This is a genomic window from Nocardia sp. NPDC005366 (assembly GCF_040606855.1).
In the GTDB taxonomy this organism is placed as follows: domain Bacteria; phylum Actinomycetota; class Actinomycetes; order Mycobacteriales; family Mycobacteriaceae; genus Nocardia.
Genome location: NZ_JBEXFQ010000059.1, coordinates 1 through 19492, shown reverse-complemented (window position 1 = coordinate 19492; position 19492 = coordinate 1). Strand labels below are relative to the sequence as shown.

The 19492-nt window shown below is 66.4% G+C and carries 12 protein-coding genes; 11 read left to right on the top strand and 1 reads right to left on the bottom strand.

The genetic code is table 11. The features are described from left to right. Window position 1: 1 nt before the first annotated feature. The 7 genes from ABZS43_RS35100 to ABZS43_RS35070 all read left to right on the top strand — a co-directional run bounded on the left by ABZS43_RS35100 (window position 2) and on the right by ABZS43_RS35070 (window position 13583). Window positions 2-6136, top strand: coding sequence for a type I polyketide synthase (locus tag ABZS43_RS35100; protein WP_355040312.1), 6135 nt, complete (start codon window positions 2-4; stop codon window positions 6134-6136). Further along, entirely contained in the window at window positions 6124-7965 is a 1842-nt protein-coding gene (gene asnB, locus ABZS43_RS35095) for an asparagine synthase (glutamine-hydrolyzing) (protein WP_355040311.1), read from the top strand. Before ABZS43_RS35100 ends, asnB (ABZS43_RS35095) begins: the two co-directional genes overlap by 13 nt. 225 nt (window positions 7966-8190) lie before the next feature. Further along, the gene (locus ABZS43_RS35090; RefSeq protein ID WP_355040316.1) at window positions 8191-8769 is read left to right on the top strand and encodes a VOC family protein; all 579 of its coding nucleotides are present in this window, start codon (window positions 8191-8193) and stop codon (window positions 8767-8769) included. 102 nt (window positions 8770-8871) lie between these two features. Then, window positions 8872-10092 carry an NAD(P)/FAD-dependent oxidoreductase gene (locus ABZS43_RS35085; RefSeq protein WP_355040310.1) on the top strand — a complete coding sequence of 407 codons (1221 nt, stop codon included), beginning with the start codon at window positions 8872-8874 and terminating at the stop codon, window positions 10090-10092. Continuing rightward, window positions 10089-10877 (top strand): 2,3-dihydro-2,3-dihydroxybenzoate dehydrogenase, encoded by a 789-nt coding sequence (locus ABZS43_RS35080; RefSeq protein WP_355040309.1) that lies wholly within the window; start codon window positions 10089-10091, stop codon window positions 10875-10877. Before ABZS43_RS35085 ends, ABZS43_RS35080 begins: the two co-directional genes overlap by 4 nt. 49 nt (window positions 10878-10926) lie before the next feature. Continuing rightward, window positions 10927-11559 carry an isochorismatase family protein gene (locus tag ABZS43_RS35075; protein ID WP_355040315.1) on the top strand — a complete coding sequence of 211 codons (633 nt, stop codon included), beginning with the start codon at window positions 10927-10929 and terminating at the stop codon, window positions 11557-11559. Then, window positions 11556-13583, top strand: a complete 2028-nt coding sequence (locus ABZS43_RS35070; protein WP_355040308.1) for an anthranilate synthase family protein — start codon at window positions 11556-11558, stop codon at window positions 13581-13583. Before ABZS43_RS35075 ends, ABZS43_RS35070 begins: the two co-directional genes overlap by 4 nt. A gap of 18 nt (window positions 13584-13601) precedes the next feature. Here ABZS43_RS35070 and asnB (ABZS43_RS35065) read toward each other — a convergent pair whose 3' ends face one another. Further along, window positions 13602-15455 carry an asparagine synthase (glutamine-hydrolyzing) gene (asnB, locus tag ABZS43_RS35065; RefSeq protein WP_355040307.1) on the bottom strand — a complete coding sequence of 618 codons (1854 nt, stop codon included), beginning with the start codon at window positions 15453-15455 and terminating at the stop codon, window positions 13602-13604. Between the two features lie 257 nt (window positions 15456-15712). Between asnB (ABZS43_RS35065) and ABZS43_RS35060 the strand changes: the two genes are divergently transcribed. From ABZS43_RS35060 to ABZS43_RS35045, 4 genes are read left to right on the top strand one after another with little or no spacing between them, the layout of a single operon-like run. Next, window positions 15713-16744, top strand: coding sequence for a methyltransferase (locus ABZS43_RS35060; RefSeq protein WP_355040306.1), 1032 nt, complete (start codon window positions 15713-15715; stop codon window positions 16742-16744). After that, window positions 16741-17940, top strand: coding sequence for a cytochrome P450 (locus tag ABZS43_RS35055; RefSeq protein WP_355040305.1), 1200 nt, complete (start codon window positions 16741-16743; stop codon window positions 17938-17940). The genes ABZS43_RS35060 and ABZS43_RS35055 overlap by 4 nt, the downstream gene beginning before the upstream one ends. Before the next feature lie 48 nt (window positions 17941-17988). Then, window positions 17989-18186 (top strand): ferredoxin, encoded by a 198-nt coding sequence (locus ABZS43_RS35050; RefSeq protein WP_355040304.1) that lies wholly within the window; start codon window positions 17989-17991, stop codon window positions 18184-18186. 4 nt (window positions 18187-18190) lie between these two features. Then, entirely contained in the window at window positions 18191-18520 is a 330-nt protein-coding gene (locus ABZS43_RS35045) for a hypothetical protein (RefSeq protein WP_355040303.1), read from the top strand. The last annotated feature ends 972 nt before the right edge of the window (window positions 18521-19492 follow it).

The window sequence follows — 19492 nt, the reverse complement described above, 5'->3', positions numbered from 1 at the left end:
GGTGACAACCTTGACGAACTCCGACACTAGACTGGTCGACGCGCTACGCGCTTCGTTGATCGAGGCCGAAGAACTCCGGGCAGCCAACCGCAGGCTGACCGAGCCCCTGGCGATAGTGGGTATGGCGTGCCGGTATCCGGGCGGGGTCGATTCTCCGGCGGCACTGTGGACGATGGTCGAGCAGGGCCTCGACGGCATCGGAGACTTCCCGGCCGACCGTGGCTGGGATACCGCACGGATCTACGATCCGACACCCGGCGCCCCGGGCAAGACGTACACGCGTGCGGGCGGATTCCTCTACGACGCCGGCGAATTCGACGCCGGATTCTTCGGGATCGGTCCGAGAGACGCGCTCGAGATCGACCCGCAGCAGCGGCTGCTGCTCGAGGTGTCGTGGGAGGCGCTCGAGGATGCGGGCATCGATCCGAAGTCCCTGCGCGGGACGGACACCGGCGTGTTCGCGGGGGCGATGTATCACGACTACGGATCGCTGGAACAGGCAGGCTCGGTGATCTCGGGCCGCGTCGCCTACACGCTGGGCCTCGAGGGTCCCGCGGTGACCGTCGACACCGCGTGCTCGTCATCGCTGGTCGCATTGCATCTGGCCGGGCAGGCCATGCGGGCGGGGGAGTGCGGGCTGGCTCTCGTGGGCGGTGTGACAGTGATGGCGACCCCGCAGATGTTCGTGGAATTCTCGCAGCAGCAGGGGCTTTCGCCGGACGGGCGGTGCCGTTCCTTCGACGGCGGCGCGAACGGCACAGGGTGGGCCGAGGGCGTAGGTGTGCTTGTGGTCGAATCCCTCTCGCGCGCGCGAGAGTCGGGCCACCGGGTGCTTGCCGTGGTGGCTGGTTCCGCGGTGAATCAGGATGGCGCCTCGAATGGTCTGACCGCCCCGAACGGCCCCTCCCAGCAGCGAGTAATTCGTCGGGCGCTGGCCAACGCCGGGCTCGATGTCTGCGATGTGGATGTGGTCGAAGCACACGGCACGGGCACGAAGCTGGGTGACCCGATCGAGGCTCAAGCGTTGCTGGCGACCTATGGTCAGCGTGCGGGCGGTGAACCGTTGTGGCTGGGTTCGATCAAGTCGAATATCGGTCATACGCAGGCTGCCGCGGGTGTGGCGGGTGTGATCAAGATGATCCAGGCGATGCGTTTCGAGCGCTTGCCGGCAACGCTGCACGCGAAAACACCTTCGCCGCAGGTGGATTGGTCGGCGGGTCGGGTCGAGTTGCTCGCCGAGGCACGGGAGTGGCCGCGCAATGGCCGTCCGCGGCGGGCGGGAGTGTCGTCGTTCGGGATCTCGGGCACCAACGCCCACGTCATCCTCGAAGAGCCCACCCCGGATACCTCGGACGAGGTGGCGATCCCCCGTCCGGAATCGCGAGACCGAGCACTGCCGTGGGTGATCTCGGCGAAATCGGCGGCCGCGCTCTCGGCGCAGGCCGGACGATTGCTGGAGTTCCTCTCGACAGTGTGTCCGCCGCCGGCCGATACGGCGGCCGAGCTGGGCAGGCGTTCACTGTTCGAGCATCGCGCGGTCGTGGTCGGGGCCGATCATACGGACCTGCTCGCGGGTTTGAAGGCGGTGTCCGCGGGCGACGCCGCCGCGGCCGACGGGGTGGTGACGGGCCACGTACGGGACTCCGGCAGCCGGACGGCCATGGTGTTTCCGGGACAGGGCTCGCAATGGGCCGGCATGGGCCGGGAACTCCTGGCGAGTTCGACGGTATTCGCCGACCATATGCGCGCGGTGGATGCAGTGCTGTCGCGGTTTGTGGATTGGTCTCTGCTGAAGATGATTTCGGGCACGGGTATCGGCGTGGACCCGGAACGGGTTGAAGTCGTGCAGCCCGTTCTGTTCGCGGTGATGACATCGATCGCGCGATTGTGGGAATCGATCGGGGTCCGTCCCGATGTGGTGATCGGTCACTCACAGGGTGAGATCGCGGCCGCATACATCGCGGGCGGTCTCTCGCTCGAGGACGCCGTGCGGGTGGTCGTTGGACGCAGCCGGGCGATCGCGGCCATCGCCAGAACCGGCGCGATGGTGTCGGTGGCGGCGCCGGTGGAACGTGCTCGGGAGCTCATCGCGGGTCGTGGCACGGCGCTGAGTGTCGCCGCGGTCAACGGTCCTGCGGCGACCGTGATCTCCGGGGACGTGGACGCGTGCGCGGAACTGCTGGCCCGGTGCGAGCGCGAAAACCTCTGGGCACGGGCGATCCCGGTGGACTACGCGTCCCATTCGCCGCACGTGGAGCGGGTGCGCGGGCCGGTACTCGACGCCCTGGCCGGAATCGCCCCGCGCACCGCCGCGGCCGGTGGTGCGGTGTTCGTGTCGACGGTGACCGGCGAGGCGATGGATACAGCGGGATTGACCGCCGAGTACTGGTTCACGAATCTGCGCGAGACCGTTCGTTTCGACCGCGCCCTCGCCACTGCCGCCGGGGCGGGGTGCCGGGCGTTCGTGGAGTCCAGCCCACATCCGGTGCTGACGAGCGGCATTCAGGACACCCTCACGACCCTCGCCGCCCCCGCGGACAGCGAGATGACGGTGGTCGAGTCCACGCGCCGTGACGACGGCGGGCTGTCGCGTTTCCTCCTGTCGGCCGCCGCGCTGTTCGTCGCGGGCGGTCGCGTCGATTGGGCGGCCGTGACCGGCGGACCGGAGAGTCGTCGAGTGTCGCTGCCGCCATACGTCTTTCAACATCGGCAGTACTGGCTCACCGATCGGTCGCGTAGCGACGCGGCCGAACTCGGGCTGTGGCCGACGACCCATCCGTTACTCGGAGCCGTCGTGGACATCCCGGGCGACGACCACGTGATGCTGACCGGTCGTCTGTCTGCCGCCACGATGCCGTGGCTGGCCGATCACGCCGTGCTCGGCCGAATCCTCTTTCCGGGAACCGGTTTCATCGAGCTGGTCACGGAGGCGGCGGGGCACGCCGGGTGCGGGCAGGTGCGGGAATTGGCGATCATCACGCCATTGGTGCTGGACGACAACGCTGCTCGACTGCGTGTAATGGTCGAGGCGCAGGCGATAGACGGTACGCGCGCGGTACGCGTCTACTCTCGGCCTGACGACGGGGACGAGGCCACGGCCGAACTCGGCGACGTCACATGGACACTGCACGTCGAGGCCGTCGTCGCTCCGGTGCGAGGCCGGCCGGAGCCGCTACCGGATCTGCTCGCGTGGCCACCCGCCGATGCGGTCGCGCTGGATATCAGCGACGTATACGACCGGCTGGCCGACCTCGGGTACGACTACGGTCCGGCGTTCCGGGGTCTGCGAGCAGCCTGGCGACGAGGCGAGGAGGTTTTCGCCGAGGTTGCACTGCCCGAGAGCGTCGACCGCGCCGGCTACGGCTTGCATCCCGCATTGCTCGACTCCGCCATGCATGCCTCGCTTCTCACCGGTGAGGAACTCGTCCTTCCGTTCGAATGGACGGAAGTGGCGCTGTACGCGCCAGGGTGGTCCCGGCTCCGGGTCCGGGCCGAACGTGGCGGCCCGAACAGCATGACCGTCGAGCTGGCCGACTCCGCCGGCCAGCCGGTGATGCGCGTGGGCGCAGTGGCCGGTCGGCCGATGACCGCGACGCAGCTGGGAGCAACCGCGTCGCGCGACCGGCTGTTCGGCGTCGAGTGGCAGCCCCGGGCCCTGCCGTCCGGCGCACCCGCGGTCGTGACGGCCGACTGGGAGGACCTGCGCGCGGGCGGCCCCCGGGCCGAGGCGGTGGTGCTGCGGTGCGCGCCCGGCCCCGGGGAACCGCCCGAGGCCGTACGGGACACCCTCACCCGCACGCTCGCGGCGCTGCAATGGTGGCAGGCGCATCCGGAATTCTCCGAGGTGCCGCTGGTGGTCGTCACGGCCGGTGCGGTCGATCGGAAGGCGGAAGCCGGGCCGGAGCTGTCGCTGGCACCGGTGTGGGGTCTGGTCCGCGCCGCGCAGGCGGAGAATCCGGGCCGCGTCTTCCTGGTCGATACCGATACCGATATCGACGCCGTGACCGATGTCGACGTCGCCACCATCCTGGCCTCGGCCGAGCCCGAGGTGATGCTGCGCGACGGCGTCGCGCGGGTGCCACGCTGGTCGCCGCTCGCGGCCGAGATCGACGGCCCCGCACCGGACACCGCTGGAACGGTACTGATCACCGGTGGCACCAGCGGTCTGGGCGCGGAGACCGCCCGGCACCTGGTGCGAACCCACGGCGCGCGCCGCCTGATCCTCACCAGCAGGCGCGGCCGTGCCGCCCCGGAAGCGGCAGCGCTCGTCGCGGAACTCGAACAGCTCGGCGCCCGTGTGCACGTCGTCTCCTGCGATGTATCCGATCGTGAGGCACTTCGAGAAGTGTTGTCCGAGAACCTGTTCGGTGCGCCGCTCATCGGCGTCGTGCACGCGGCGGGGATCTGGGACAGCGGTACCATCGCCCGTTTGAGCCACACGGGCCTGGACGCGGTGTTGCGTGCCAAGGTGACCGGCGCATGGAATCTGCACGAGCTGACCCGGGACACCGAACTGTCGTTCTTCGTACTGTTCTCCTCGGTCGGTGGTCAGATCATGGCGGGCGGACAGGGCAACTACGCCGCGGCGAACGTGTTCCTGGACGCGCTCGCGACCCACCGGCACACCCTGGGGCTGCCTGCCACCGCGATGGCATGGGGCCCTTGGGAAGACGCGCGGATGGGTGTCGAGGCCAGTGCCCAGCAGATCGCGCGAATCCGCGACCGCGGCCTGGTACCCCTGGAACGTGCCGAAGGGCTCGAGCTGTTCGACGCCGCACTCACCACGGGCCGCTCCGTCGTCGCACCGGTCCGGTTCGACCGCGGCGGCCTACGCACTGCCGGGGACGAGGTTCCGGCCCTGCTACGAGCCCTCGTACCGCAGGCGCGCCGTCGCGCGACTGCCACGGTGGACGCACCGGCCCGAACCAGCGTGGCGGGCATGGATGAACCCGCCAGGCATGCGTATCTCACCGACCTCGTCGTGTCCACTGTGTGCGAGATCCTCGGCTCCGACGACTCCATGCCGGTCGGACCGGACGCCGCGCTGTCGGATCTCGGATTCGACTCGCTCAGCGCGATGGCGTTCCGCAATCGGCTCAAGGCCGCGACGGGCTCGACGCTCCCGGTCACGCTCGTATTCGACTGTCCGACACCGGCGGACGTCGCGAACCGGCTGTCGGAGGCCATGAACGCCGACATGAACGGCGTTGTCTCCGGTGACGGCAGGCCCCGAGAGGACACGGTGGGCGCGTTGTTCGCCACCGCTGTGTCCACCGGAAGGTTCGGGACCGGAATGTCTCTGCTGAACGCGGCGGCAGCACTACGGCCCACCTTCTCGACGAGCGAGGAACTCCGCGAGCCGATCCGCCCGGTGCGCCTGGCGGACGGTCCGGGCCGTCCATCGATCATCTGCCTGAGCACGCCCGCCGCCACCGGCGGCCCACATCAATACGCCCGTTTCAGCACCGCGTACCACGGTATTCGACCTGTCCACGCGTTGCCGCTGCCCGGATTCGCGCCGAACCAGGAACTGCCCCGAGACGCCGCCGCGGCGGTGGAGGTGCTCGGGGAAGCCGTGCGGCGCGCGGCGGGCGACGACGACTTCGTGCTGCTCGGCTATTCGGCCGGGGGTGTCCTCGCCTGCGCGGTGGCCCGGCAGCTCGAGGCTTCGGGGGCGCGCCTGCGCGGCGTGGTCCTGCTCGATACGTTCCGTCCCGAGGCAGGCGGCATGGGGGTGCCGGTAGACGAACTGTTGACGGGTCTGTACGAAAACGATTCCGCTGCGGTAGAACTGGATGGCACGCGATTGTCCGGCATGGCCGGCTGGGGACGTGTGCTGAGCGAAATCGTCGACCTGCGTACGGCATCGCCCACGGTGATGATTCGTTGTGAGCGTCCCTTCTTCAGTACCGTCGCCGAAAACGGCGACCGGCAACCATTATCGGCTATTCGACTGACCGGCGAGCAGGAGCTGGTCTCGATCGATTCCGATCATTTCGAACTATTGGGTACGGATGCCGAGATCACCGCGGCGGCCGTATCCCGGTGGATCGACGGTCTGCGCGCGCACCAGGCGCCGAATCAGACGATGGCGAAAACACCTTTCGATCAAGGAGAGAGCGCATGGGCGGAATAGCCGGTTGGATTTCGTTCGATTCCGACCTGACCAGAAAGACGGAGACCATCGCGGCGATGACCGCTGCCGTGGCTCATCGCGGCCCCGACGGCTCCGGCACCTATGTGCGCAGGCACGTGGCACTCGGGCACCGGCGCTTGGCCGTCGTCGATCCGGCGGGCGGCGGGCAGCCGATGCGCGCGCAGACGCCCGCCGGTGAGGTCGTGCTGGTCTACAGCGGCGAGATCTACAACTGCCCCGAACTGCGTACCGAACTGACGGCGCTGGGCCATTCGTTCGGCGCCTCCGCCGACACCGAGGTGCTGTTGCGCGGGTACCTGCAGTGGGGCGACGCGGTCGTCGACCACCTGAACGGAATGTTCGCTTTCGCGATCTGGGACGAGCGGGTCGAGAAGCTGGTCATCGCCCGCGACCGGATGGGCGTCAAACCGCTGTACTTCTATCCGACGCCCGACGGTGTGCTCATCGGGTCCGAGCCGAAGGTCATTCTCGCGAATCCGCTGGTACGCAGGGTGATCGACACCGACAGCCTGCGGGAGCTGTTCGCCATCACCAAGCCGCCGGGGTGGGCGATCTGGAAGGGCATGGCGGAGGTGCGGCCCGGCACGATGATCAGCGTGGACCGGCGGGGCTTGCACACGCGCACCTACTGGAAGCTGACGCCGCGAGTGCACCCCGACGATCAGCAAACCACCGTCGCCCGGGTGCGGGAGTTGTTGGAGGACATCGTTGATCGGCAGCTGCGTGCGGATGTTCCGGTGTCTGTCCCGCTCTCCGGCGGCCTGGACTCCTCGGTGGTGACCGCGCTGGCCGCGGCTCGGCTCGGTGCGCAGGGCCTCAAGCTGCGCACCTTCTCGGCCAACTACCAGCGGCAGGAGTCGATCTTCACGCCGGACGAGTTGCGCGATAATCCGGACTCGCCCTTCGTTCGTGAAATGGCCGACCTGCTCCAGACGGTGCACACCGACGTCATGGTGGACTTCGCCGAACACAGCGCCCTGGCGGCTCGCCGGGCGATCGTGAGTGCGGCCGATGTCCCGCTGGCCCTGGCCGACCTGGACTCCTCGCTGTATCTGTTCCTGAAGTCCGTGCGCGCCGAATCCACCGTCGCCCTGGCAGGCACGGTGGCCGACGAATTGTTCGGTGGATACCGCTGGTTCTTCGACGAGGAATCGGTCCAGGCGGACACGTTCGCCTGGCTGGCGTATCGCAGCGCGTACAGCGGCGACCGGCTGGCCGAGCTGGCGCCGCACATGCGAACGCGTCTGGATGTTGCGGGCTTCATTCATGACCAGTACACGGCGGCGGTCGCCGAAGTGGAGCAGCTCGGCGACGAGACGCCCATCGAGCGCCGGATGCGGGAGATGTGCCATATTCACCTGACCAGGCTCGGCCGAATCCACCTGTTCCGGATGAGCCGGGCATCGATGGCTCTGGGTCTCGAGGTTCGCGAGCCCTTCTGTGACCACCGGCTCGTCGAATACGTCTACAACACACCGTGGTCGATGAAGAGTTTCGATGGGCGGGAGAAGAGCATCCTGCGGCACGCGGCGGCGGACCTGCTGCCGGAGTCGGTGTTGTGGCGGACCAAGAGCCCGTACCCGTCGACCCAGGATCCTCGATATGCCGAGGCGATGCAGCGACAGCTGCGGGAGTTGCTGGGGCAGCGGGACAATGCCGTATTCGAATTCTTCGACCGGCAATGGGTGCAGGACGGAGTGGATATGGCTCCGGATCGCGTTCCGGGCAATGTCCGGGCCGGGCTGGATCGCGTACTGAACCTCAACCAGTGGCTAGAGGTGTATCAGCCGGAGATCATTCTCGACTGAACAAGCTTCTTCGCCGGAGTGAAATCGTGCACAATAGTGGCCTGCGGCGTCACGCACCCTTTCGTCGTGGCGTGAATTATCGAATCAATCGGCCGCCCAGTATTTATCGGTCATGCCCGAAAATTGAGGAATAACTGCATCGTCGAATTCTCCTCGGGGCGCGACAAGTTCGAAAAGAGCGCGTTAGTATCGACGCGTCGTTTCAGATCAGGTGGAGGTAAGTCAGTGGAAAGTCAGGAAAACAAAGAGTTCGAACTGCGGGGTTTCAATCACGTCGGGTTGATTTGTGACGACATGGAGCGAACCGTCGAATTCTATTCGGGTGTCCTCGGGATGCCTCTGGTGAAGACGATCGAGCTGCCGAAGATGCCGGCGGGCGGGCAGCAGTTCGTCTTCGACGTGGGCAATGGGAACGTCCTCACCTTCTTCTGGTTCGTCAACCGGCCGGGTGCGCTGCCGGGTTACTTCAACCCGCCGCCGACCGAGGGTGTCGACGAGGAGAAGTGGCAGACGCGGGTGAGCGCGGTGAACCACATCGCGTTCGACGTGCCGCCCGAGAAGTTCGAGGAGTACCGGGATCGCCTGATCGCCAAGGGGATCCGGGTCGATGAGATGAACCACGACAACAGCCCCTCGACCGTGGCGCAGGAGGTGAACCCGGACGTCTTCCATCGCTCGCTCTACTTCCAGGACCCGGACGGAATTCTCCTCGAATTCGCTTGTTGGATGCGCGAGTTCGGTGATGGTGACGTGGCGCACGAACCTCGCCGCGCCTCGGATCGCCCGGCGCAGCCGGTCGGCTGATCCCCGTGGGCAGGGGACTCCGTTGTGCTTCGGAGTTCCCTGCCCGCTTCCATTCGGGGCGCCGCCGAGGCGCCCGCTCGGCCCGATCCTGGGAAGTGTTCTATGAGGTCGAAATACGATGTGATCGTGGTGGGCGCGCGGTGCGCGGGATCGACCACAGCAATGTTGCTGGCGCGCAGGGGATATCGCGTACTCGCGGTCGACCGCGCCACGTTCCCGAGTGATGCCCTGTCGACGCACATGATCAACGCGCCGGGCGTGGCGGCATTGCGCCGCTTCGGTCTGCTCGACGCCGTGATCGCCGCAGGCACCCCCGCGATCGACAAGTTCACCTTCAACTTCGCCCTCACGGACGGCCCGGTCAGTCTGTCCGGCAGGCCGTTGCCGAGTGATGGCATCCGTACCGGATATGCGCCCAGGAGAACGTTGCTCGACAAGATTCTCGTCGACGCCGCGGCGTCGGCCGGTGTGCAGATCCGTGAAGGCTGCACCTTCGACGAGTTGATTGTCGAGGACGATGTCGTGGTCGGTATCCGGGGGCACGATCGGGACGGCGTCACCGTAGAGGAACGCGCCCGACTGGTAATCGGCGCGGATGGGCGCTCGTCGCGGGTGGCGAAACTCGTCGAGGCCGAGGAGTATCACACCCGGCCGCGGCTGCAGTACCAGTACTTCACGTACTGGAGTGGGCTGCCAACGGACGGCTTCGAGATCTACAGCCTGCCGTCCCGCTGCTGGGCGGCGATCCCGACCAACGACGACCTCACCCTGGTCGTGGTCTGCTGGCCGAACGCCGAGCGGCTGGCCTTCCGTGCCGATATCGAGGGCAACTACCGCGCGACGCTGGAACTGTGGCCCGAGTTCGCGCGCCGGGTGGACCACGCCACGAGAGTGGAGCCCTTCAGTGGCGCGGCCTGCGCCAACTACTTCCGTAAGCCGTACGGCCCCGGCTGGGCGCTCGTCGGCGACGCCGCCTACAGCCGCGATCCGATCACCGCACAGGGGATCAGCGACGCCTTCGAGGGCGCCGAGTTGCTTACGACGGCAGTCCATTCCCACCTGAACGACAACCTGCCGTACGAGGTGGCGATGGCGGACTATCAACGGATCCGTGACCAGCGACGGTTGCCGCTGTACGAGCACACGACGCAGCTGGCCCGCCTGGAGGCTCCGTCGCCGGAACTCGAGCAACTGCTGCTTGCCGCCCGTACGGATCAGGCGGCCATGGACGGATTCGTCAGTGTGGGAGCCGGAACTATCTCTCCGACAGAGTATTTCGGTCCTGGAAATGTCACCGAGCTATTGGAACGAGTAGGGCGATGAGCCACGAGATGGAATACAGCGGAAAAGTCGCGATGGTCACCGGAGCCGCCGGAGGGATCGGTTCGGCGATCGTCGCGGAACTCGGCCGTCGGGGTATCGCGGTGGCGGCGGTGGATCGCGAGGCCGCCGCGCTGACGCGGGTGGCGGACGCGTGCCCCGAGAGCGGTGCGCACGTGCGCGCCTGCCCCGCCGATGTCGGCTCCGCGGCCGAGGTGCGGCGTCTCGTGGACCGGGTGGAGGACGAACTCGGGCCGATCGAATACCTGGTGAACGCCGCCGGTGTGCTGCACCCCGCCGCGGCGCTGGACGTCACCGAGGACGAGTGGGATCGCACCTTCGACGTGAACGCTCGCGGGGTGTACGTGGTCACCTCGGCGGTCACGCGTGCCATGGTGAGCAGATCGCGGGGCGCGGTCGTCACCATCGGCTCGAACGCGTCCCGGACGCCGCGGGCGGGTATGGCCGTCTACGCCGCCACCAAGGCTGCGGCCACCATGTACACGAAAGTCCTGGGGCTCGAGGTCGCCCGGCACGGGATCCGCTGCAATGTCGTCTCTCCGGGCTCCACCGACACACCCATGCTGCGATCGTTGTGGTCGGAAGACCACGGTGCCGACGACACCCTGCACGGGGATCTCGGCGCGTACCGGGTGGGCATTCCGCTCGGCCGGATCGCGAGCCCGTCGGATGTCGCGAACGCGGTCGCCTTCCTGCTCTCCGATCACGCCCGGCACATTACGATGCACGATCTGACCGTCGACGGCGGGGCTGGTCTCGGTGTCTGACAACAGGACAGCGCCGCAGGCGCGCATTCCCGACATCGACTCCTATCCCATGCCTGCCGAGTTCGAGCTGCCGGTCAACACCGCCTTGTGGGAAGCGGATCCCGCGCGTGCGGTGCTGCTGATTCACGATATGCAACGGTTCTTTTTGCGCCCTTTCCCCGCTGACGCGGAGCCGGGCCGGACGTTGCTGGCGAATGCGACGCTGCTGCGTGAAAGCTGCTCGAGGGCGGGCATTCCGGTGTGCTACACCGCGCAGCCCGGTTCGATGACACCGGTGCAGCGTGGACTTCTGCGCGACTTCTGGGGCCCCGGAATGACGGTGGCCCGCGCCGACCGTGAAGTGGTCGAACCATTGACGCCGAACGACGGAGACTGGCAGCTGACCAAATGGCGCTACAGCGCCTTTCACAAGTCGGACCTGCTCGAGCGGATGCGCGCGGCCGGACGCGATCAACTGGTGATCTGCGGTGTGTACGCGCACGTCGGGGTTCTGATCACGGCCTGTGATGCGTTCTCGTTCGATATACAGCCGTTCCTGGTCGCCGACGCGATAGCCGATTTCACTCCGGACGACCATCGGCTCGCGCTCGACTACGCCGCCCGCAGGTGTGCGGTGGTCGCCACCACCGACCGTCTTCTCGGCCAGCTGGCGCGGGTACGCGAGTCGGGAGAAACACGATGAACGCTGATCTCCTGCAAACGATTCTGGCTGATGATCCGCCGGCGTTCGCGCTGCTGCGGCGCGCGCGTCCACACGGCTCGGACCAGATCGACGTGCTGTTGGGCGAATTCGCCGAAGCCCGGTCGCTCGTCGAAATCGACGCGATGTGCACGCCGTGTGGAACCGGAGCCAGGCACGACGTGCTCGCGCTGGTGCCCTACCGGCAGATCTCCGAACGCGGATACCACTGCGTGGACGACGGAGAACCCCTGCTGCTCATGAAGATCCGACAGCAAGCCCGGGTTTCGGCACACGAAGTGCTGAGCCGCATCCCAGTACAATCGATGTCGGTCAGCGGCGGCGGATTCGACCTGTGCGACCGCGAATACGGCCAAATGGTGCGCCGGATTCTCGCCGATGAGATCGGCCGGGGCGTCGGCGCCAACTTCGTCGCCAAGCGATCGTACTGCGCCGACATCACCGACTATCGACCCCGGCACGCGCTTACCCTGTTCCGCCGCCTGCTGGAGGCCGAATCAGGTTCGTACTGGACCTTTCTCGTGCACACCGGCACGCGTACCTTCGTCGGTGCGACACCCGAACAACACCTCAGCTTGGACCGCGGCCTGCTGGCGATGAATCCGATCAGCGGCACCTACCGGTATCCGGATTCGGGACCGTCGCTGCCCGGAATCCTGGACTTCCTGTCCGACCTCAAGGAGTCGGACGAGCTCTACATGGTGGTGGACGAGGAACTGAAGATGATGGCCGGACTCTGTGAGTCGGGCGGTCGCCTGGTCGGGCCGTATCTGAAGGAGATGAGCAAACTCGCGCACACCGAGTACTTCATCGAAGGCAATACCACGCGGCGTCCGGCGGATCTGTTGCGTCAGACCATGTTCGCACCGACCGTCGTCGGCAGTCCGTTGGAAAGCGCCTGCCGTGTCATCAGCAGATACGAGCCGACCGGACGCGGATACTACAGCGGTGTCATCGCTTTGATCGGCGAGGACGAGCGGGGCGGGGAACGGATGGACTCGGCCATCCTCATCCGCGCCGCGGACATCGACGCCGCGGGCCGGATGAAGGTCGCGGTGGGCGCCACCATCGTGCGGCATTCCGACCCCGATGCCGAAGCGGCGGAGACCCGGGCGAAAGCCTCGGCAGTGCTGGCCGCCCTTGGCGCGCAGTCTTCGGTGCGGTTCGCCGAGCATCCGGAGGTCGTGACTTTGCTGAACCAGCGCAACGACAGGGTGTCCCGGTTCTGGCGCGCCGAGTCAACGGCGGGCACGGCCTCCGAGGGCGCTGTCGACTACGGCCGGGTCCTGGTGGTGGACGCCGAGGACACCTTCACCGCGATGCTCGGTCACCAATTGCGCACCCTCGGTGCGGCGGTGACCATCCGCCGCTTCGACGAGACCTACGATGTGGCGGACTACGACCTGGTGGTCATGGGTCCCGGACCGGGCGATCCGCGAGTGGCCACCGACGGCAAGATCGCCGCATTGCGCCGCACCCTGGATCGGCTGCTGCGCGAGAATCGGCCCTTCCTGGCCGTCTGCCTGAGTCACCAGGTGCTCGGCGATCTACTGGGCATGCGCCTGGCCCGGCGTGTCTACCCCAACCAGGGTGTGCAGCGACCGGTGGATCTGTTCGGCACGGTGCATCGCGTCGGCTTCTACAACAGTTTCAGCGTGCACTCCGGCACGGACACGATCTGTCGTCTGGGGCTCAGCGGACAGATCAAGGTTTCACGCGACGCGGCGACCGGTGAAGTGCACGCACTGCGCGGTCCGGGCTTCTACTCGGTGCAGTTCCACCCGGAATCGGTCCTCACCCTCGACGGCGAGCTGATCCTCGCGCGAATGCTCTCCGAGTTGCGCACGGGCGCCGAAGTCGGGTCCTATGACAGGATTCCGGAGCATCACCACACCGGCAACCCACTGTTGAACGGATTGATCGGAGAGATTCTTTTGTTGGCGCCGGGCCCGGATTCCGTGCCCTACGATCAGCCGTCGACGCTTCGGGCGCGGCGATCCGGCTGACGCCGGACCGCCCATGCCTCAATCCAGCGTCACCGCGATATCGTGCTCCCCGACAATCCGATTGAACGCGACCAGCCGTTCCAGCACTATACGGGCGCTCCACGGGCCACCGACACACAGCGCGCCCGGCGGGGCGGCGAGCAGCTCACGAATATTACTCTCGCACACCAGCTTCAGGACCGGCGATCCCGGCTCGAGGAGCTGCTCGACCTGCCTGCGCAGTGCCCGCTCGTAGGCGACATCCTGGGTCGACGGGTAGGGAGTCTTCCGGCGCTCGGCCACCGACTCCGGCAGCAGATCGGCGACCGCCGCGCGCAGCAGGCTCTTCTCGTGCCCATCGAAGGTCTTCATCGACCACGGCGTATTGAAGACGTATTCGACCAGACGGTGATCGGTGAACGGCACCCGGACCTCGAGCCCGACCGCCATGCTCACCCGGTCCTTGCGGTCCAGCAGCATGTTCTCCCAGCGGGTCAGATGAAGATAGGTGATCTCGCGCATGCGTGCCTCGTGACCGGATTCGCCGGGCAACACGGGGCATTCAGCGACGGCCTCGGTGTATCGCTGTTTGAGGTGCTCGTCCAAGCCGAGCCGCTCCCACAGTCCCAGGGAGTGCAGGGCGGCGATTCCGCCGGACTTGGAGGCGGAGGTGAACCACGGGAACGCGTCGGCCGCCACCGCGTCCGGGTCGTGGAACTGGTTGTAGCCGCCGAAGAGTTCGTCGGCCGCCTCCCCCGAGAGCGCCACGGTCGCCGCCGTGCGTATCTCGCGGCACAGCAGGTACAGCGAGTACTCCATATCGCTGATGATCACCGGAAGATCGAACGCGTCCAGGACCGCGGTCTGGACCGCGGGATCGACGAGTTCGGCATTGTCCAGCTCGACGATCACATGATCGACACCGAGGTGCTCGGCCACCTCCACAGCGTAGGGGGTGTCGGGATCCTTCCATGCGGCATTGGCCGTGAATCGCTGGGAGTGGCCGGCGAAGTCGACCGAATACGTGCGCAGCGCAGGTGCGCCGCGCTCCGCGAGCACCTTGGCGGCCAGCGCGGTGATGGCGCTCGAATCGAGTCCTCCGGACAGCAGCGAGCAGATCGGCACGTCGGCGATCAGCTGGCGCCGGACGATATCCTCGAGCAACTCCCGGACGTGGCCGATGGTCGTGTCCAGATCGTCGGTGTGCTCACGGGCTGCCAGCTGCCAGTAGACGATCTTCTCGATACCGTCGGCGCCGACCTTGACCACGGTGCCCGGACGTACCTCGAACATGCCGCGGAAAGGCGCCAGTTCGGGCGTCTTCGTCATGGTGAAGAACTCCCGCAGCCCATTGAGGTCGATCACGGCCTCGATATCGGGATGCGCCAGAATGGCTTTCGGTTCCGAACCGAAAACCACGCCGCCGTTCAGCGGCTGGTAGTACAGCGGCTTCACGCCGAAACGGTCGCGGACGAGTAGTAGCTCCTCGGTTCGGTTGTCCCAGAGCGCGAACGCGAATATGCCGTTCAGACGTTCTGGAAATGTGCTGCCCCACTGCAGATATGCCCGCAATACTACCTCGGTATCGCTTTCGGTCCCGAAGGCGTGACCGAGTCCGCGCAATTCTTCGCGCAATTCGATGAAGTTGTAGACCTCGCCGGTGTAACTGATCACGATCTCGGCCCCGGTCCCGTCGCGGGCGGCCATCGGCTGCCTGCCGCCCGCGAGGTCGATGACCGACAGGCGCCGGTGCCCGAGCAGCGCATGCTCGGAGACCCATATGCCCTCGTCATCCGGGCCGCGGTTGGCCATCGTCGCCGTCATGGCCGATATCGTGGCGACGCTGGAGGTCAGGTTCCCCCTGTGGTCGACCCATCCCGTTAGTCCGCACATATCTTCCAGTTCCTTCATTGTCCGGGTGTCGATATCGCACGGGACGTGCCGGGCTGGATTTCGATACACCGTGGGTGTTCCGGCCGTTGTCCGACCTGCGTGAAAGGCGCAGTAATACAAGCGATGTGTGCGCCGACTGTAACCCGGGCGCTGTTGTGCGGCAACGTGCTCGAGGTGTGAAAAAACGTTCTCGACAACAGAACTCGGTTTTGCGAGGATTCGGGCATCAAATCAGGTGCGCGTCGAGGAGTTGTGTAATGGTTGATTCGCCTAACAAGAAGCCAGCGGCTATCGCGTTGATGGAGATGATCGGGAACGGCTCGTTCGCGCAGGCGATATATGTGGCAGCGGATCTCGGAATCGCGGATGTGCTGGCGTCGGGTCCGATGACTGCCGCGGATATCGCGGAAAAGATCACCGCGAACGCGGATGCCGTGCACCGGCTGCTGCGATTGCTGTCGAGTCGCGGAGTCTTCGCTTTCGAGGCCGACGGGAGGTACGCGCTCAACGAGCTGTCGGATCCGCTGCGGTCCGACGCGGAGGTCTCGGTCCGGGCGTGGTCGTTGTTCGTCGGATCTCCCGAGCATCGGGAGCATTGGTCGCATCTGTCCGAGGGCATCCGCACCGGCGAGTCGGTGGTGCCGTCGGTGCGCGGGGTGCCCTTCTTCGAATTCACGCGGCAGAATCCCGCGTTCGGAAAGGTCTTCAACGACGCTCAGACCAGCGTGTCCGGCATGACCCTGAAGTCGGTGCTCGCCTCCTACGACTTCTCGGGATATCCCACGATCGTCGACGTGGGTGGCGGGCACGGCCGGCTGCTGAGCGAGATCTTGCTGAGCGCATCCGATTCCAGGGGAGTGCTCTACGACCTCCAGGCCGTCGTCGATGGCGCACGGGTGCGAATGGAGAGCCTCGGCCTGGCCGACCGGTGCACGGTTCGGCCCGGATCGTTCTTCGACGAGGTGCCGACGGGCGGTGACGCCTACATCCTCAAACACATCATCCACGACTGGAACGACGAGGATTCCGTGCGGATCCTGAGCAACGTTCGCGACGCCATGTCGGCGCAGAGTCGCTTGATTCTCATCGAAATTGTTCTGCCGGAAGGCAATACGCCCCACCTCGGGCTGCTCACCGACCTCAACCTGCTGGCATTGTTCGGCGGCAAGGAACGGACCGAAAAGCAGTACCGGGACCTATTCACCCAGGCGGGTCTGGTCATCGAACGAGTCCTGCCCACCGGCGGCCCAGCTGGGATCATCGAAGCCCGGGTGGCGCGGTCCTCATGAGCGCCCCGACCGATATCCCGGTGTTCCCGATGGCTCGCGATACCGGGTGCCCGTTCGATCCGCCGCCGCAGCTGCGCCGGGCGGACCGGATCACGCGGGTGCGCATCTGGGATGGCAGCGAGCCCTGGCTGATCACCGGCTACGACGATGTTCGTGCGCTGCTCGGCGACCGACGGGTGAGTGCGGATGCGACCAGGCCGGGCTATCCGATCTCGACCGTGGCCCTGCGTGCCGCCGTCCAGCGCAGCCGCCCGTTCATGTCGATGGACGATCCGGAACATGCGATCTACCGCCGGCTGTTGACCGGGCATTTCTCGGTCAAACGGATACAACGGATGCGCCCGTGGATCCAGCGGACGGCCGACCGACTGTTGGACGAGATGCTGGCGCAGGAGAACCGAGCGGCGGACCTGGTCTCGGCGTTCGCGCTGCCGCTGCCGTCCCTGGTCATCTGCGAGTTGCTCGGTGTTCCCTATACCGAGCGTGATCGATTCCACCGGCTCGCCGGTACCTCGATCTCGACGGTGACCTCCGCCGAGGAAGCCGGCGCCGCGGCGGAGGAACTGCTCGGGCTCATCCGTGCGGTGGTCGTCGAGCGCCGGACGAACCCGGGCGACGATATCCTCAGCCACCTGGTGGAATCCGGGCGACTCAGCGTCGAGGAGATCACCGGCATCGGCAAAATCCTGCTGATGGCCGGACACGAGACCTCCGCCAACATGATCGCGCTCGGCACCGCTCTGCTGCTCGCCAACCCGGAACAGGCTGCAGTACTGCGTGATTGCGACGATCCCTCCGTCGTCGAGAGCGCCGTGGAGGAACTGCTCAGATTCCTGACCGTAGTGCACCATGGTCGCCGGCGAGTCGCGATGACCGATATCGAGGTCGGCGGCGTCCGCATCGAAGCCGGCGAGGGGCTGATCCTGGCGATCGAGACGGCGAACCGCGATCCGCAGGCGTTCCCCGGCGATCCGGATGTCGTCGACATTCGGCGAAATGCCAGAAACCACCTCGCATTCGCGTTCGGACCGCACCAGTGCCTCGGCCAGACACTGGCCCGGATGGAACTGCAGGTGGCCTACGGCACGCTGTTGCGGCGGGTTCCCACGCTGACCTTGGCGACTCCGGTCGACGAGCTGCCCTTCAAACACGACATGCGGATCTACGGCCTGCACGCATTGCCGATCACCTGGTGATGTCGCCGATCGTTCACCGTACGAGCCCTTGATGAACAGGAATACTCCATGCGCGTCGTAGTCGATCGCGATAAATGCATCGGTGCGGGCCAATGCGTCTATGTGGCGCCCGAGGTTTTCGACCAGGATGACGACGGACTCGTCATCCTGCTGAAGGAGGATGTCGAAAACAACGGCGATACCGCGGATGTGCAGCAGGCCGAAGTCCTTTGCCCTGCCCGGGCCATCGTGCGCGGGGGGAAGTGACCAGATGGCTCAGTACATGTTGCTGTACCGGGGTCCGGCCCGGCCCCTGGAGAACTTCCCCGCGGAGCAGGTCCAAGCTCAGATGCGGGCATGGGCGCGGTGGACCGACCAGCTCAGCAGCGCGCTGCTGTCCCTGGGGGAGCCGTTCGGCGTGCGAAGCGCATTGACCGGCGACGGTTCCGACGTGCCGGTGACCGAGCTCAACGGCTACTCGGTCATCGAAGCCGAGACCATCTCCCATGCGCGCTCGCTGTGCGCCGGACATCCCTATCTCGACGGTGAATCCGGCACCTTCGTCATCGAGATCTTCGAGCTCACCCCGATGGGCCGCTGAAATGAGCGAGCCGATATCCGACGAGCGTGCGAAGCCGAGAGTGGGTCGCAATCTCTGGGAGGGTCTCATAGCATTGGGGATGTGCACGGCGCCGGTCATCCCTGCCTATCGGGAGGCGAGCGGCGAGTGTCAGACGCGTTCGCGGTCCGAGTAGGGCTGCGGGGCGAAATAGGATTGTACGGCGCGCTCGAACCACTGCTGTCTTGACCACAGCGCGCGGCGGCTCACGCTGCGCGGGGCCCCAAGAGGATGCTGGACGCTGGCGCCAACTCGTCCGCGCCGTTTGTTGCAGCACACCCCACACACCTGGCGTCGGACCGGGCCGACGTGGATGCACTCCCGGCGTCGGTGAGCCGCGTCTACGCTGGTCGAGCAGGCCGTGCGCAGCTGCCGCGTCGTGTTGTTGCGGAGTGAATGCGGTGGTCTGTCTGTCAGGACCACTGCTGCCAACGACGTTGGTATGCCGAACTCGCCAAAGCGGCGACCCTTGCCGATCTCGGTACCTCACAACCCCGGAACTGGCCCGCAGCCACATGGGGCGGCCAGCGGGCTCGTGGCATCCAGCTGGCCATGGTTCCTACCTTGACCGTGAGAGTCGCGCTTGCTGCCTCAGCCCAATTCCAGCAGTTTCTGTCGACGGAGCACGTGTGCGTACTGGCCGAGTCCCCCTCCGGACACCAGTACTGACCCCACAGGGGGTGGTGGCCATGGAGGGCAGCGCGGGTGACAACACCGTCGTCGGCGCGAAGTTCGTGGCCAAGCGCCACAACCTGGAGCTGGTCGTCCAGCGGATCAACCCTCCACCGACACCGACATGACGGCCCAGGTGGTGGCCTTCGCCCAGAAGAGGGTGGACCTGATCGTCGAGACCGCCACTGTGGCGCAGACCGTCTGGCTGGCCAGTGTGCTCGAGAGCCGCGGTGACAGCACTCCGGTGATGGCTACCCACATCAGCTGGGACCAGTCCGCGGT

Excerpts from the sequence above, each read along its gene's own strand:
- asnB (WP_355040307.1), bottom strand. The coding sequence starts at position 15,455 with ATGTGCGGACTAACGGGATGGGTCGACCACAGGGGGAACCTGACCTCC.
- ABZS43_RS35050 (WP_355040304.1), top strand. The coding sequence starts at position 17,989 with ATGCGCGTCGTAGTCGATCGCGATAAATGCATCGGTGCGGGCCAATGC.
- ABZS43_RS35085 (WP_355040310.1), top strand. The coding sequence starts at position 8,872 with ATGAGGTCGAAATACGATGTGATCGTGGTGGGCGCGCGGTGCGCGGGA.
- ABZS43_RS35075 (WP_355040315.1), top strand. The coding sequence starts at position 10,927 with ATGCCTGCCGAGTTCGAGCTGCCGGTCAACACCGCCTTGTGGGAAGCG.
- ABZS43_RS35080 (WP_355040309.1), top strand. The coding sequence starts at position 10,089 with ATGAGCCACGAGATGGAATACAGCGGAAAAGTCGCGATGGTCACCGGA.
- ABZS43_RS35055 (WP_355040305.1), top strand. The coding sequence starts at position 16,741 with ATGAGCGCCCCGACCGATATCCCGGTGTTCCCGATGGCTCGCGATACC.
- ABZS43_RS35070 (WP_355040308.1), top strand. The coding sequence starts at position 11,556 with ATGAACGCTGATCTCCTGCAAACGATTCTGGCTGATGATCCGCCGGCG.
- asnB (WP_355040311.1), top strand. The coding sequence starts at position 6,124 with ATGGGCGGAATAGCCGGTTGGATTTCGTTCGATTCCGACCTGACCAGA.
- ABZS43_RS35045 (WP_355040303.1), top strand. The coding sequence starts at position 18,191 with ATGGCTCAGTACATGTTGCTGTACCGGGGTCCGGCCCGGCCCCTGGAG.
- ABZS43_RS35060 (WP_355040306.1), top strand. The coding sequence starts at position 15,713 with ATGGTTGATTCGCCTAACAAGAAGCCAGCGGCTATCGCGTTGATGGAG.